Source organism: Micromonospora sp. URMC 106 (assembly GCF_051386395.1).
Taxonomy (GTDB): Bacteria; Actinomycetota; Actinomycetes; order Mycobacteriales; family Micromonosporaceae; genus Micromonospora.
The window spans coordinates 26147-39873 of sequence record NZ_JBPQTP010000001.1; the positions used below are offsets into that span (position 1 = coordinate 26147).

Consider the following 13727-nt stretch of genomic DNA (forward strand, 5'->3'; position numbering starts at 1 on the left):
GTCAGCAGACCTCCAGCTCGACGGGCGTGATCCTCGGTTGGGGCACCCGGACGCGGGGGCGGCGCGGCGCGGCCGGCGCGGCGTCCGCGCGCCGCTGCGCCGGCACGCTGGCGCGCCGGGCGCGGGCGGCCGACGCGGTGGCGGCCAGGTCCGGGGTGGGGCCGGTGAAGCGGGCGCGGCGGCCCGCGTACGCGGCCGGGGCGGTGGCGGCGAAGCGGGCCAGCAGGTCGCCGCCGGGGGCGGCCAGCCGCGCCGTGGCCGGCTGGGCGGGCAGGGGCCGGCCGGCGGCGTCGGGGTCGTCGATGACGATCCGGTCGTACGCGGCGTCGCCGGCCAGCTCGGCGAAGGTGGTCAGGTCGGCCGGCGGCAGGGTGGTGCCCTCCGGCAGCGCGACTCTCCGCCCGGCGGCGAGCCGCACGAAGCCCGGGGTGGTGAGCTGCTCGACGGGGGACAGGTCGCGGAACTGCCCGGGCGCGAAGTCGTCCTCCACCGTGTCGCCGAGGCTGCCGGCCAGGGCGTCGTCGCCGGTGCCGACGCGCACCCCGGTCAGCGTGAACCGGTTCGGTCCGCTGATCCGGGACGTGCCGATGCGTTGTAGGTCGGTGTCCAGCGGCAGCACGTTCTCCCGCACCGACAGGTGCGCGCCGGGTTGCAGCAGCATCGGCCCGGTCCAGCCGGTCAGGTCGCGCAGGGTCACCGGCTCGCCGGCGCCGATGGCGGGCCGGACCTCCCACGCCTGCGGGGTGGACAGCGCCTCCCGCAGCATGCCGGCGGCGTTGAGGTAGGTGGGTTCGTGGGGATCCGTGGTGTCCCCGTCGGTCCAGGTGAACTTGGCCGACGCCTCCCAGAACAGGAACTTGATCCGGGCCTCGCCCCAGGCCCGCCACGGGTGCGGGCCGGAGATGCCGATCTTCAGGTTCACCGCCAGCAGTTCCGTGCCGCGGAACTTCAACGACACGGTGGCGCCCAACTCGGCGGTGAACCAGAACGGCTTGAACTGGAACATCACGTCGAGCCAGGCGCGGCCCTCGATGAGGAATCCGCCGCCTTCGAACTTCAGGGTCAGCGCGGCGCCGAACTGGGCGGTGTTGGTGGTGACCGCGAGGTACGCCTCCAGGTTGATGTCCTTGGCGTTCTTGCGCAGTTGGATGGAGAACCGCTTCATCGTCGGCGGGAAGCCGGGCGGGGGTGTGTAGCGGGGGTGGAAGCCGCCGATCGAGATGGCGAAGGTGCTGCCGGAGCCCCAGCGGGCCCGCAGCGCCATCTCGCCGGAGACCGGCCGGCCGAACAGTTTCGAGTCGATCAGCGCGGCGTCGAGGGTGATCTCGCGGCTGGCGAAGTCGACCATGCCGAAGGAGTCCAGCCGGAACTTGCCGGCGGTCTTGAAGTCGATGACCAGCTTGCCGGCCAGCAGGACGCGCACCGGGTCGGGGAACTCGACGAGCACGCCCAGGTCGGCGACGACCTGCCCGTTGAGGAAGTTCAGCCGCACCATCGCGCCGAGGACGGTGCCGGTGGTGTCGACCGGGAAGAGCCGGCTGAGGGTGGCGATGACGGCGGGCGCGTTGCCGAGGGGGTCCTGCGGGAACAGCAGCGTGTCGAGGGTGCCGGCGCGGGCGGCGTTGCGGAACTCCTCCGGGTTGGTGCGCCGGTTGTGCCCGACGACCAGACCCAGGCCGGTGATGGAGATGCCCCAGAACAGCATCAGGCCGGGGAACCACTCGTACGTTCCGGCGAGCAGCAGGGAGAAGGTGTGCCCGCCGTCGGCCTCGGTGAGCCGGGTGCCGTCCGGGTTGCGGGTGTTGACGATGGCGGTGGCCTGGATCCGGAACCCCTTGATCGGGGTGAACGGCGCGTTCGAGGTGAGGCCGAGCTGCAGGGCGCCGGCGTACATGCCGCGGGGTTCGTCGACGAACAGGTACCCACCGCCGGAGACGAAGCCGTTCTCCATCCGCAGCGCGATCCCGTCGGGGGCCTTGAAGCCGGGCTCCAGGTTCGCCACGCCGAGGTTGCCGCCGCGGGCGGCGTCGGCGCCGCCGGCCGGCAGCGCCGGCGGGAAGGTGAGGTCGGCGCGGACGCCGATGTTCTGCACGGTGACGTGCAGCGGCCCCAGGGTGGCCCGCACGGTGGTGGTGATCAGCAGGCTGACCGCGCGGGACCCGGTGGAGGCCGCCAGCGCGATCCGCAGCCCCTCGACGCCGATGCCGTGCCAGGACAGGTGCACCGGGAACTCGGCGGTCAGCGCGGCGGCCCCGGCCAGGTGCAGGCCGGTCCGCATCGACCAGGCGGCGCCGAGGTCGAAGCCGAGCCGCAGTCCGTCGGCGGGCAGCAGCCTGCCCAGCAGCCCGTCGCCGTCGCCGGCCCGGACGACCAGTTCGGCGCGGCCGGCCCGCACGCCCAGCTCGACGTCGTCGCGGCCGGCGCCGAGGCTGGCGCGGCCGGTGACGACGAGCTGCCCGACGGCGAGGTGGGTGCCCTGCGGCGCGCCGATGATCCAGCCGGGTTCGCCGGCGGGCGCGATCCGGGCGATCTCGGCGGCCCACTTCACCGCCGACGCGGCGTCGCTGAACGTGACCCCGTCGGCGTTGACGGCGATGGCGGGGCCGGCGCCGCTGAGGTCGGTGGCGACGTTCCACGCGCCGATCGCCCCCTCCAGGTGTGCCTCGCCGGTCGGCGCGAGGATCACCGTGAGCCGGCCGTCCCAGCTCGCCAGGCCGAGGGTGACGCCGAGGCCGAAGGTGGGCTGCCACGGCGCGCCCCCGGCGGGTGGCGGCTCGCCGCCGGGGGTGCGCAGCCCGGTGAACCGCAGCCGCAGCAGGCTGTCGGCCAGCCGCCGACCCACCTCGCCCTGGTCGGGGCCGACGTCGGGGCGTACGCCCTGGTCGGCGTCGACACCGAGGGACCGCAGCGCCCGGGCCAGTCGCGGCAGCAGCCGGGCGGACAGCTCGGCGACGCCCTCCGGGGTGTCCCAGCCGGCCGGTGCGTACAGGCCGCGGAAGTAGGCGGCGGGGTCGGCGACGAGGTCGACGACGCGCTCCAGGTGCAGCTCGTCGCGGCGGCGGGGCAACCGGATCGGGGCGTCGCCCGGCGGCATCGGCGCGCTGGGCGCCGCCTCGACGGCGGGGGTGACGAGGCCGAGCAGATCCAGCACGGGCAGCGTCCACGGCGCCCGGCGCAGCAGGTAGGTCAGCACCAGCAGGTCGAGCAGGTCGTCGGCGAGCTCCTCGGGCAGGCCGGCCACGTCCGGCAGCTGCAACTGCAGCGTCGGGGGCAACGCGCCGATCTTGCCGACCGCGTCACCGGCGGCCTTGCCGAGCTTCTGCACCGCCGCCAGGCTGTCGAACCGGGCCTCGGACGTCGCGGCCGTCAGCGCGTCCAGCGCCGGCTCGACGGTCTTGACCCAGTCCTCGAAGCGGGCGGCGTCGAACCCGCTGACCGCCTCCAGGTCCCAGCCCAGGGCGCGCAGCAGCCGGGCCCGCCGCCACGGGTCGTACGCGCCCAGCACCGGCTCGGCCAGCAGCCGGATCTCGTTCCACAGCAGTGCCAGCGCGTTCTTGGCGTCGCTCATCGTCCATCCCGTCCCTCGTGTCGGCGCCGGCGGCCCGCCGTCGGTGCTGTGCTGGTCACGCGGTCACCCTCGGCAGGCCGTCGAGATCCAGCCGCAGCGATCCCCGGGCCGCCGACAGGCCCCGGTCGGCGGCGGGCAGCGCGTCGAGCGGCAGGGTGTAGTGCCGTCCCGTGGGCCAGGCCGGCCAGGTGGCGAGCCGGGTGAGCGCGGTGGCGACCTCGGCGTCGCCGGCGACGACCTGGCCGATGGCGGTGATCAACGCGGTCTCGTGCGCGTCGGCCCAGCCGGTGGGCGGCCCGCCGAAGTCGGCTCCCAGCTCCCGGGCCTTGGTCAGCACCAGGTGCAGCTGCGTGGCGGCGCGCGCCCGGCCGCGGAACTCCGGCTTCTCGGCGGTCGAGGCCGGCGGGCCCACCGCGACGAGCTGGTGCGCCCGGTGCTGCTGCCAGCAGGCGAGCAGCGCCACCGCCCGCTCGGAGGTGAACACGTCGCCGACGCGGGCCCGCCGTGGGTTGCCGTCCGCGCCGGGCACGTTCGCCACGGTGGCGGCGGCCTCCGGGTCGGGGGAGTCCCAGTCGGTGGCGAGCAGGTCGTGCAGCCGCTGCCGGGCGAACGTCCACGTGCCGCGGCGGACGCCGTCGTCGCCGCGCAGCGCCAGCGCGTAGCGGTGCATCCAGTGCCAGGAGCGCAGCCCCAGCAGCTCCAGCGTGGTGCTGATGCCCTCGCGGGCGGCGCCGGCCGCGTCGCTGCGCGCCGGGCGGGCCCGCAGCACCCGCAGGTCGGCGGCGAGCAGCCCGCCGCCGTCGCGTCCCCACCCGGGGACGGCGGCGACCCCGGCGTGCCCGCCCAGCGCGTCGTAGGCGTCCCGGTCGGTGGCGCGCAGGAACGCCAGGTACGCCCACATCTCGCCCGGCTCGGAGCGCAGGTCCAGGTGGGTGGGCACGCTCGTCGGCGCGGGCAGCGGCCCGTGCGCCCGCCAGCCGAACGGGCCGAACCGGATCACGGCCGGGTCGTCGGCGGCGACCGCGTCGAGGTAGCCGCCGGCGGCGTCCGGTACCCGGTTCTCGGCGACGGCCCGCAGCACCTTGAAGGTGGACAGCTGTCGGGCGGCGCGGGCGCCGGCGTCCCCGCCGGCGCCGATCGCCGCGACGAGCGCGGCCAGCGACGGGCCGGTGCCGTGTCCCTGCGGGCGGGGCAGCACCGCCTCGGGCAGCAGCTCCGACTCGGCGTCGAGGACCGGTCCGCTCCACTCGGCCGCGGGTGGGTGCGCCCGGTAGGCGCCCAGCCGGATCAGCTCCGGGTGTCCCTCGGGCGCGCGGCCCGCGCCGGCCGGCCGGCCGGTGACCACCCGCGAGTAGACCCGCCGGTCGGCGGCGGTGACCTCGTCGAAGTTCCACACGTTCGGCTTGTCCAGCCGTTGCGGCGCGTCGCCGGCCACCTGCCACGCCTCGACCACGACGGGGCTGCGCCACCGCTTGTCCAGCCACCGCTTGATCGCCACCTGGGTGGCGAGATCCGCCATCCCGCTGACCGGGCCCAGGTACCGCTCGGCCTCCGGCACGTCCACCGGTTGCAGCCGGTCGGAGTAGCGGGGGGCGGTGGCGCCGGCCGGCTCGACCGCCGCCCGTTCGCGGCGGGCGTACGTCTGGAACTCCAGCACCGCCCAGTAGGTGACCATGCCGTACGCCCCGTCGACCGCGTCCGGCGCCAGGAACCCCAACGTCGCCAGGTCCTGCTGGAGCCGGCGTACCCACTGGTCGGTGACCAGCGACGCGGGCCGCTCGGCGCCGTCGTAGCGGGCCTTCGTCGTCGCCGTGGCGTCCCGGTCGTCGGCGCGCAGCACCCAGCCCCCGTACGGCCCGGTGACGGTCAGCGAGCAGCCGTAGGACAGGTCGACGGTGAACGTGGTCAGGGCGGCCGCCCGGTTCTCGCTGGGCAGGTGCCACCACAGTCGCTGCGTCGCCGACTTGCACTCCCCGTCCCGCCAGTCGAACGTGATCTCGCCGAGGTTGTTGTGGCCGACGATCTCCTTGCCGTTGCCCCAGGAGCCCTTGTAGCCGTCCAGGTTCCGGGCCGCCGCCAGGTACTGCGCGAGCGCCGCTGCGCGCGGCAGGCCGGCCGGGTCCACCACCGGCTCCGGCGTGCCGTCGCGGTGCACCCGCGGGTCCGCCTCGTCGTGGCGGACGAACTGCACGTGCACGTTCCACTCCGGCGGCCGGGTCAGCAGCTTCAACCCGTCGACGTCGCCGACGGCGGGCCGCCCGGACACCCACCAGCCGGTCACGTCGTCGGCGGCCAGGGTCACCTGCACGCCGGCCTGCGTCCGCTGGCCCTCCTTGCCGGGCAGCTCGTTGGCCCACCCGACCAGGTCGATGCGCCCGGTGCCGTCGAGCAGCGGCACGTACCCCAGGTCGTGCAGGACGCGGGTCTCGTCGTTCTCGTTGCGCAAGCCGCTGGAGACGAAGCCGGCCAGCACCCCCTCGGTGCGGTTGACCCCCTCGAACGGCTTCGCCGGGTCGGGTCCGCAGGCGTACGGCAGGGTGGCGGAGTAGCGAATCCGTTCGGCGGAGCCGAAGTGGATGTCGCCGCCGAGCATGACCACCCGGCGGCGCCGGACGCCGTCGGCGCCGGGCGGCGCGGCGGCGAAGAGCCGGCCGAGGAACTTGTGCAGCGCCGCGTCGCTGGTCACCCACGCGTCCTCCGCGTCCGCCCCGTACCGGCCGGCGAACGCCCTCGCGACGGGTTGCGCGAGCTGCTCCAGGACGGGCACGCCGAACAGGGCGACCGGTTGGGCGACGACGGTGACCGCGTCGTCGCCGAGCACGTTGCCGGCGATCATGTCGTTGAGCGGCTGGTCGTCGTGGAGCAGGCCGCCCGGGTTGCCCGCCCCGGCCGGGTACTGCCGCCAGGTGCGGGTGTCCAGCCCGAGTAGCTGGTAGCGCGGCCAGGTGACGCTCCAGTGGTAGGTCAGCGCGCCCGCCGGCCGGGCGAGCCGGCCCTGGGCGGTGACCGCCGTGGGCAACCCGAGGCGGGTACGCAGCGCCACGTCGTCGGCGTCGTTCGGGGCTGCCAGCCACCCGCGCAGCGCGGCCAGCGCCGCCCGACCCGGCTCCCCGGCGGCACCCGTCTCGGCGAACCGGTCCGGGGTGTTGCCCCACGCCTGGAAGACGGCGAACGCGGCCATCCCGTTGCGTACCACCCGCCGCCCGAGCGGGGCGTTCACCACGGCGTCGGTCACCCAGGTGCTGGTCATGTTCCAGTCGTCGGTGACCTCGTGGTCGTCGGCCACCATGTACGTCGGCACGTTCGCCAGCTGCCGGCGCACCGCCGGCAGGCCGAGCCGGAACCCCCGCACGGCGATGGCCTGCCGCTGCCACCGCTGGAACCGCTCGACGATCTCCTTCTGCTGCGTGGTGGGCGTGTACTCCCGCCCGGCCAGCAGCTGGTCGTAGACCGTCGCGCCGGGCTCGTGGCCCTGCGGGTCCTTCAGGATCCGGGTGTCCGCCGGCAGCACGTGCTCGAACCGCGGGAAGTGCGCCGGCCACAGCACGTCCGACCAGACCAGCAGGTACATGCACAGGTACTCGCGCAGCGACATCAGGTGGCTGTCCGCCTCGCCGGAGGTGAACTTCGCGTCCTGGGCCATCACCGCGGCGCGCCTGCCCGGCGCGTACATCGCGTCCGTCGGCGGGGCCGTCGTGCCGACCGGCAGCACCTCCGCGGCCAGCCCCAGCCGCGCGGCCAGCCCGACGTACGCGGGCACCGCCGGGTCGTTGCCGTTCGGCGGCAGCGCGTCGTGGCCGTGGATCAACGCGAGCAGCGGGTCGGCCACGTCGTCGGCGTAGATCTGGTCACCGCCGAGCACCAGCTGGTGCGGGCGCAGGTTCGGGTCGCCCACGGAGGCGGCGATGACGGGGTCCACCGCGGGGAAGGCGTCGACGCCCTCGCCGTGCGGCTTGCGGCACGACCCGTGGAAGATCCGCAGCCGGTTCGGGTCGCCCGGCGGGGTGGCGAAGGTCGGGAACGCGGGCACGGCGGCCGGCGCCTGCGGGTGTCCCGCGTACGTCAACGCCGCCCGCGCGGCCGCCGCGTCGAGGCCCACCACGCCGGGGTCGAACAGGCTGCCGGCCGTCGAACCGCCGGAGAATGCCAGGTCGTAGCCGTAGAGCGTGCCTGGTTGCAGGGTGACGCCGCTCGCGGTGACCGCGACGACGTGCAGCCGGTCGCCGAGGCGCACCGTCGCGCGGCTGGCGGCGCCGACCGTGGCGCCGCGCGCGAATCCGGGAGCCGCGCCCACCGCGAACACGCTCAGCGTCACCGTGCACTCCGCGCGCAGCGCGACGAACACGGTGACGCTCGTCGGGTCCACGCGGCGTACGACGGGACCGCAGAGGACCAGTGGCAGTTCGGACGGAGCCGTCATCGCACATCCCTTCGACCGGGGCCGAGCGACGGGACGGTGGAAGTCGCGCGGTGTCTACGACGATTGAAGTCACCGGGCCCTGCCGCGCCTACCGCGCAACGGAGCGGAAGATCCACCTCGGCGTTCGACAACCATCGGATCGACGGCGGTCGGGGCGGGCCGACCGGGCGGGCCGGCTGTCCACTCAGGCCGATCCGCTGACGGAGACCCGACGCCGGCTTGCTCCCGGGCTCGACGGCGCGGTAACGCCGGCTGCGCCGGGCCGGGTGCGCATCTGGTCGCATACCTTCCCCTCCCCGTGTGGACGGCCACCGCGCGCGTCGATGTCGGCACGAGGTCGCGGATCCGGATGTCGGGTGACCGACCACGTCCACGCGGCACGGCGTGAGCGCGTGGCCGGGCCGACAGCGTTGCGGCGCAACGGTTCCGGCGGGCCCGCCGGTCACCTCGCCGCAGAGTCTGTCGGCCCGGGGCGTACCAGCGACAGGGTCCGCTGTCCCGGGCGGCCGGGACACGGGGGCCGGATCTTTCGGCCGTCCGCACGACAACCGCTGCCCGTCCAGCCGAGACGGCGCCGGGTTCCGTCGGTCGCGCCCGACCCGCCGGGTCGCGGACGCTCCGGGCGGCGGGCGATCGCCGCCGTCGTGGCCCGACGTGCCCCGGCGCCCCCGCGGCTGTCGTCCCACCTGCGGACCGGGCCGGGACGGCCCGTCAGGCGGCCCCGCGCCGGCCGGGCTTCTTGTGCGGCTGGTCGCCGCCGCGGGTGATGACGCTGAACTGCCCGTCGGACTCCATCCGCACCTCGCGTACGTCGGCGAGGTCGGCGACGCCCTGCTCGCGGAGCTGACCGAGCAGTTCCTCCTCGGTGACCAGCTCGCGGCGCATGTTGCGGCGCAGGATCCGCCCGTCGCGCACCAGCATCAGCGGGCGCGGGTGGATGATCCGGGCGGCGGCGGGCCAGCGGTACGCCACGGCGTCGAGCAGGTACGACCAACCGATGATCACCGAGACCAGGATGATCCCGTCGGTGACGGAGGTGTAGTCGTCCGCCATGCCGTTCTGTGCGGCGTCGGCGATCAACACGATGACCAGCAGGTCGGTGACGCCGGTGGTGCCGCTCTCCCGCTTGAGCAGGACCCGCAGCAGGAGGAACAGCGCCAGGTAGATGACACTGCCCCGGACCACGATCTCCAGCAGCGGCGTGTCCGGTGTGAATACCCTCTGCCAGTCGGCCACGGCGGCGGTTACCCGCGGCGTGACCGGTCCAGTCGTCCCGGTTCGCCCGGCAACCCGCGGTCGCCGACGGCCGGCGGTGGGCGTCGATCAGTCAGGCGGCCCGGCGGGTGCGGCCGGCGGGCGGAGCGGACGGGCGCGCGGGCCCCGCCGTTGCCGAAGCCTGACGCGGTGGCGCACGGCGGAGCCGGGTCCGGCGCGGCACGGGTGAACCGGCCCGGACGTCGGCCGGGGTGGCGTCAGTCGCGGCGCTCCTCGTCCGGCGTGATCGTCGCGCGCTGCTCCAGGACGTCGGCGGGGTTGGCGTCCGCGGGCAGGGTCGGCGGTGAGCCGTCCCGCTCGCCAGGGACCTCCGCACCCTGCTCCGCGACGTCGGCCTCGGTGGCCTCCGTGGGCAGGCGCGTCGGTGCCGGCTCCGCGTCGGGGTCGTCGTCGACTGTCTGCCGCTGTTCCACCGCGTCCGCCTCGGGCGGCTCGCGCAGCGGATCGCCGGACTCGTCCCACCGTCGCGTCATCGTCACTCCATCCCGCTCGACCCGTGCCGCCGCTCGAACACCCACCCGTTCCGATGGCACCTACCCGCTCGCTTGTCACCCACACCCGTCAGTCCGGCAGGAGCCGACGCAGCACCCCCTTGGTCGTGGCGGCGGTGCGGTAGGACTGCACGAGGTACGAGCCGAGGGCGATGTTCGCGCCCGAGAGGACGGGCACGGCGTACTGGGTCAGCCGCTGCCGGCGCTGCCACGTGGCGATCTGGTCGGGGGTGTTCGGGGTGGGTATGGTGGCGTCCTTGACCTCCACCCGGTCGCCGCGTTGCTGCGCCTCCTCGGCCAGCCTCCCGATCCGGCTGCCGCAGTAGGCGGCGTAGGCGGTCGCCGCCGCCCCCAGCACCGCCGTGCCGGCCTTCAGCGCTCCGACGGAGGCGAAGCCCTTCTGCAGCGCCATCCGGCGGCCGCCCACCCGGGTCAGCTGGAGCCCGGCGAGCAGGGTCGCGCCGATGCCGAGCCACTGGACGGGACCGAACCGGCCCCAGGCGGACTCGGCGACCCGGATCCGGTCGATGCCCTGGGTCAGGTCGCTGCCGGACTTGTTCACCCCGGCGACGCCCATGACCGTGCCCCCGAACCACAGCGCGGACCCGATGTCGTGGACCGCCTGCGCGAGGGCGTGGTTGTCGGTCGCGGTCATCTGCATGAGCTGTCTCCTCGGATAGGCCGTACCCGGACACGTCCCGCTAACCGACCGTAGGGTTCCGAAACGCTTTCCACCGCCTGTTTCCGCCGAAGAGCGGAACTTTCCGACCGTGATCCCGCCGCGGCCCGCTCCGGTGCGGAGGGCGGCCTCGTGTGGGTGGAGGTGGGCAACCGGCCGTCCGGCCGACACGTCAGCGGCCAGCATGGCAGTCATGGGGCTACGGGCAGGCGGACCGGACCGGGACCTCTTGCGGCGGCACCAGGACGTGCGGCAGGCGAACTTCCTGGAGCTGTTCGTCGACCTGGTGCTGGTGTTCGCGCTCGCCGGGGTCGTCAACCGGGTCGTCCACGACCTCTCCAGCGGTGACCCCGTCCTGCGGTGGCGATCGCTGGCCTACCTGCTCGTGCTGACGATGCCGCTCATCTGGCTGTGGATCACCACGGCGCACATCACCAGCTGGTTCGACCCCCGCCGGCCCATGATCCAATGGATCGTCCTGGCCAGCGCCTTCGGCCTGCTCGTCATGTCCTCGTCGCTGCCCTACGCGTTCGTCGGCCGGGGCTGGGCGTTCGTGGTGCCGTACCTGCTCCTGCACTGCGTCCGGCCACTCGTCCTGATCCCCACCCTGCGCGGGCACGCGCTGCGGCACCTCTACGTCCGGTCGTCGCTGTGGTGCGTGGCGGGCGGGTCCATCTGGGTCGCCGGAGCGGTGACCAACGGCAACGCCCGGGCGGCGCTGTGGGCGACCGCGGTCACCGTGGACATCGTCGCGGCCCAGCTGCGATGGCCGGTCCCGGGGATGAGCCGGCCGCCCGTCAGCGCCTGGGCGATGGACAGCGGCCACCACCTGCCCGAGCGCTACCAACAGCTGCTGATGATCGCGCTCGGGGAGAGCGTGCTCGCCGTCGGCCTCACCTTCACCAACCAGCCCGTCACCGCGGCGACCTCGGCGGCGCTGGTCGTGGCGTACCTGTCGACGGTGCTGCTGTGGCGGATCTACTTCTACCGTTCGGGTCAGGTCCTCGCCGAGGCTGTCGTCACGGCCACCGACCGGCTCGTGGCCGGGCAGGCCACCGGCGTCGCCCACGTCGTCATGGTGGTGGGCATCGTCGGGATGGCCGCCGGTTTCGAGATCGTGCTGACCCAGCCGACCGGTCGACCGGAACCGGCGTGGCTCGCCGCGATCCTCGGCGGACCCGTGCTCTTCCTCTACGGTCGCATCCGGCTCGAGCGGGTCGTGTTCGACCGGCTGTCGCGCCGGCGCCTGGTCGGGATCGCCGTGCTGGCGGCCTCCGCCGTGCCCCTCGCCTACGCCCCGGCACTGGCCGCGTCGGTCGTGGCGGCGGCCGTGCTGCTCGGCATCGCCCTCGCCGACGCCCACCACGCCGCCGGCCGCCCGCCCGAGGCACCCTCGCCGGGCTTCTAGAGCCCGACCTCACCGGGTCGCCGGTCGCGGACAGCCGATCTCGAACGGGCGGCGTCCGCGCGGACGCCCGTCCACCGTTGACCGAGGCCCGTGGCTGTCCCGGCGACCGCACCGCCGCTGCCGCCGCGGCCGGGGCGAGAGGGCTTGCGCAAGCTGGGAGACGTGGCGCGCCGCCGCGTCCGGTGAGATGAGCCGTACGCCACGCCCGCCGTAGGACCGGGGGCGTCCGCAGCGGAGGCGGTCTCGATGTACCAGCAGCCCCTGGAACCGGTCGCCGGTTCGCTCGCGCTGAGCGCCGCCTGCGCCGCGCTGCCCCTGATCACCCTGTTCGTCCTGCTCGGGGTCGTGCGTACGCGGGCCTGGGTGGCGGCCTTCGGCGCGCTGGCCGTGGCGGTCGTGCTGGCCTGGTGGCTGTGGCGGATGCCGCTGTCGCAGACGCTGCTGGCTGCCGGTCAGGGCGCCACCTTCGCCCTCTTCCCCCTCGTCTGGACGTTCGGCACGGCGATCTGGATCTACCGGATGACCGTGCACACGGGCCACTTCGACACGCTGCGGCAGGGCTTCGCCCGGATCAGCGACGATCGCCGTGTCCAGGCCATGGTGATCGCGTTCTGCTTCGGGTCGCTGCTCGAGGCGCTGGCGGGGCAGGGCACGCCGGTGGCCGTCACGACGGTCATGCTGCTGGCGCTCGGCTTCGCCCCGGTCCGGGCAGCCGCCGTGGCGCTGGTCGCCAACACGGTGCCGGCGGCGTTCGGGCCGCTCGGCCTGCCGATCACCACACTGGCCGGCGTGACCGGGCTGCCCGCGACGGAGCTGGGCATGATGGCCGGCCGGCAGGTCCCGGTGATCGCGGTCGTCGTCCCGCTGGTCCTGCTCGTCGTCGTCGACGGCCGCCGGGGCGTACGGGAGCTGTGGCGTCCGGCGCTGGCGTGCGGCACCGCGTTCGCGGTGGCCCAGTTCGTCACCACGAACTTCCTGACGGCCGCGCTCGCCGACATCGTCGCCGCCTTCGCGGGGACGGTCGCCCTGCTGCTCGTCACGCGCCGGCCCGCGGTGCGGCAGGCGGTTCCCGTGGCGGCCGGTGGGGGCCTGCCCGAGCGCGACGCGCCGCCGCCGCGGGGCGCGCAGTGGCGGGCGTACGCGCCGTACGTGACGATCGTGGCGGTCTTCGCGGCTTCCCAGGTGCCGGCCGTCAAGCAGTTGCTCGACGCCGGCACGCTGACGGTCTCCTGGCCCGGCCTGCACGTGCGCACGGCCTCCGGCGCCCCGTCACCGCTGTCGACCTTCCGCTTCGCCTGGCTCGCCGCGCCCGGCTCGTTGCTGGTCGTGGCCGGCCTGATCACGATGGGGCTGCTGCGGGTGTCACCGCGCGATGCCCTGCGACTGTACGGGCGCACCCTGGCCGAGCTGCGGTGGGCCGTCCTGACGGTGGTCGGGCTGCTGGCCCTGTCGTTCACCATGAACGCCGCCGGACAGGTCGCGACCCTGGGCGTCTGGATGGCCGGGGCGGGTGGTCTCTTCGCCGTCCTGGCGCCCGTCCTCGGCTGGCTGGGGGTCGCCCTGACCGGCTCGGACACCTCGTCGAACTCGCTGTTCGGCGCGCTGCAGGTGGCCGCGGCCCAGCGGGCCGGCCTCGATCCGGTCCTGCTCGCGGCGGCCAACGCCTCCGGCGGCACGCTCGGCAAGATGATCAGCCTGCAGAACCTCACGATCGCCGCGGCCGCCGTCGGGCTCACCGGACGGGAGGGCGACCTGTTCCGGCGCATGTTCGGCTGGAGTGTGCTGCTGCTCGCCCTGATGTGTCTGCTGGTCGGGTTGCAGGCGACGCCCCTGCTGTCCTGGATGGTGCCCTAGCGTGGGCGCCGCCCGCTCGGGACGACCGGACA

The 13727-nt window shown here is 74.8% G+C and carries 7 protein-coding genes; 2 read left to right on the forward strand and 5 right to left on the reverse strand.

Features of this window, described 5'->3' with window-relative positions; all coding sequences use genetic code 11:
* Position 1: 1 nt before the first annotated feature.
* The 5 genes from ACSNOB_RS00065 to ACSNOB_RS00085 all read right to left on the reverse strand — a co-directional run bounded on the left by ACSNOB_RS00065 (position 2) and on the right by ACSNOB_RS00085 (position 10415).
* On the reverse strand, positions 2–3568 hold the full coding sequence (locus tag ACSNOB_RS00065) for a DUF6603 domain-containing protein (protein WP_436684345.1): 3567 nt from the start codon (positions 3566–3568) through the stop codon (positions 2–4).
* Between the two features lie 55 nt (positions 3569–3623).
* On the reverse strand, positions 3624–7988 hold the full coding sequence (locus ACSNOB_RS00070) for a peptidoglycan-binding protein (protein WP_436684346.1): 4365 nt from the start codon (positions 7986–7988) through the stop codon (positions 3624–3626).
* Between the two features lie 711 nt (positions 7989–8699).
* Positions 8700–9224: a DUF421 domain-containing protein gene (locus ACSNOB_RS00075; protein ID WP_436684348.1), complete on the reverse strand. Its 525-nt coding sequence runs from the start codon at positions 9222–9224 to the stop codon at positions 8700–8702.
* Between the two features lie 236 nt (positions 9225–9460).
* Complete coding sequence (locus tag ACSNOB_RS00080) at positions 9461–9736, reverse strand: hypothetical protein (RefSeq protein ID WP_393106307.1); 276 nt, start codon at positions 9734–9736, stop codon at positions 9461–9463.
* A gap of 88 nt (positions 9737–9824) precedes the next feature.
* The gene (locus ACSNOB_RS00085) at positions 9825–10415 is read right to left on the reverse strand and encodes a hypothetical protein (RefSeq protein ID WP_436684351.1); all 591 of its coding nucleotides are present in this window, start codon (positions 10413–10415) and stop codon (positions 9825–9827) included.
* 211 nt (positions 10416–10626) lie between these two features.
* On the opposite strand from ACSNOB_RS00085, the gene ACSNOB_RS00090 reads away from it, so the two are divergent.
* Both ACSNOB_RS00090 and ACSNOB_RS00095 read left to right on the forward strand, forming a co-directional pair.
* Positions 10627–11841 carry a low temperature requirement protein A gene (locus ACSNOB_RS00090; RefSeq protein WP_436684353.1) on the forward strand — a complete coding sequence of 405 codons (1215 nt, stop codon included), beginning with the start codon at positions 10627–10629 and terminating at the stop codon, positions 11839–11841.
* Positions 11842–12087: 246 nt separating this feature from the next.
* Positions 12088–13695, forward strand: coding sequence for an L-lactate permease (locus tag ACSNOB_RS00095; RefSeq protein ID WP_436684355.1), 1608 nt, complete (start codon positions 12088–12090; stop codon positions 13693–13695).
* Positions 13696–13727 lie beyond the last annotated feature (32 nt).

Excerpts from the sequence above, each read along its gene's own strand:
- ACSNOB_RS00065 (WP_436684345.1), bottom strand. The coding sequence starts at position 3,568 with ATGAGCGACGCCAAGAACGCGCTGGCACTGCTGTGGAACGAGATCCGG.
- ACSNOB_RS00070 (WP_436684346.1), bottom strand. The coding sequence starts at position 7,988 with ATGACGGCTCCGTCCGAACTGCCACTGGTCCTCTGCGGTCCCGTCGTA.
- ACSNOB_RS00080 (WP_393106307.1), bottom strand. The coding sequence starts at position 9,736 with ATGACGCGACGGTGGGACGAGTCCGGCGATCCGCTGCGCGAGCCGCCC.
- ACSNOB_RS00085 (WP_436684351.1), bottom strand. The coding sequence starts at position 10,415 with ATGCAGATGACCGCGACCGACAACCACGCCCTCGCGCAGGCGGTCCAC.
- ACSNOB_RS00090 (WP_436684353.1), top strand. The coding sequence starts at position 10,627 with ATGGGGCTACGGGCAGGCGGACCGGACCGGGACCTCTTGCGGCGGCAC.
- ACSNOB_RS00095 (WP_436684355.1), top strand. The coding sequence starts at position 12,088 with ATGTACCAGCAGCCCCTGGAACCGGTCGCCGGTTCGCTCGCGCTGAGC.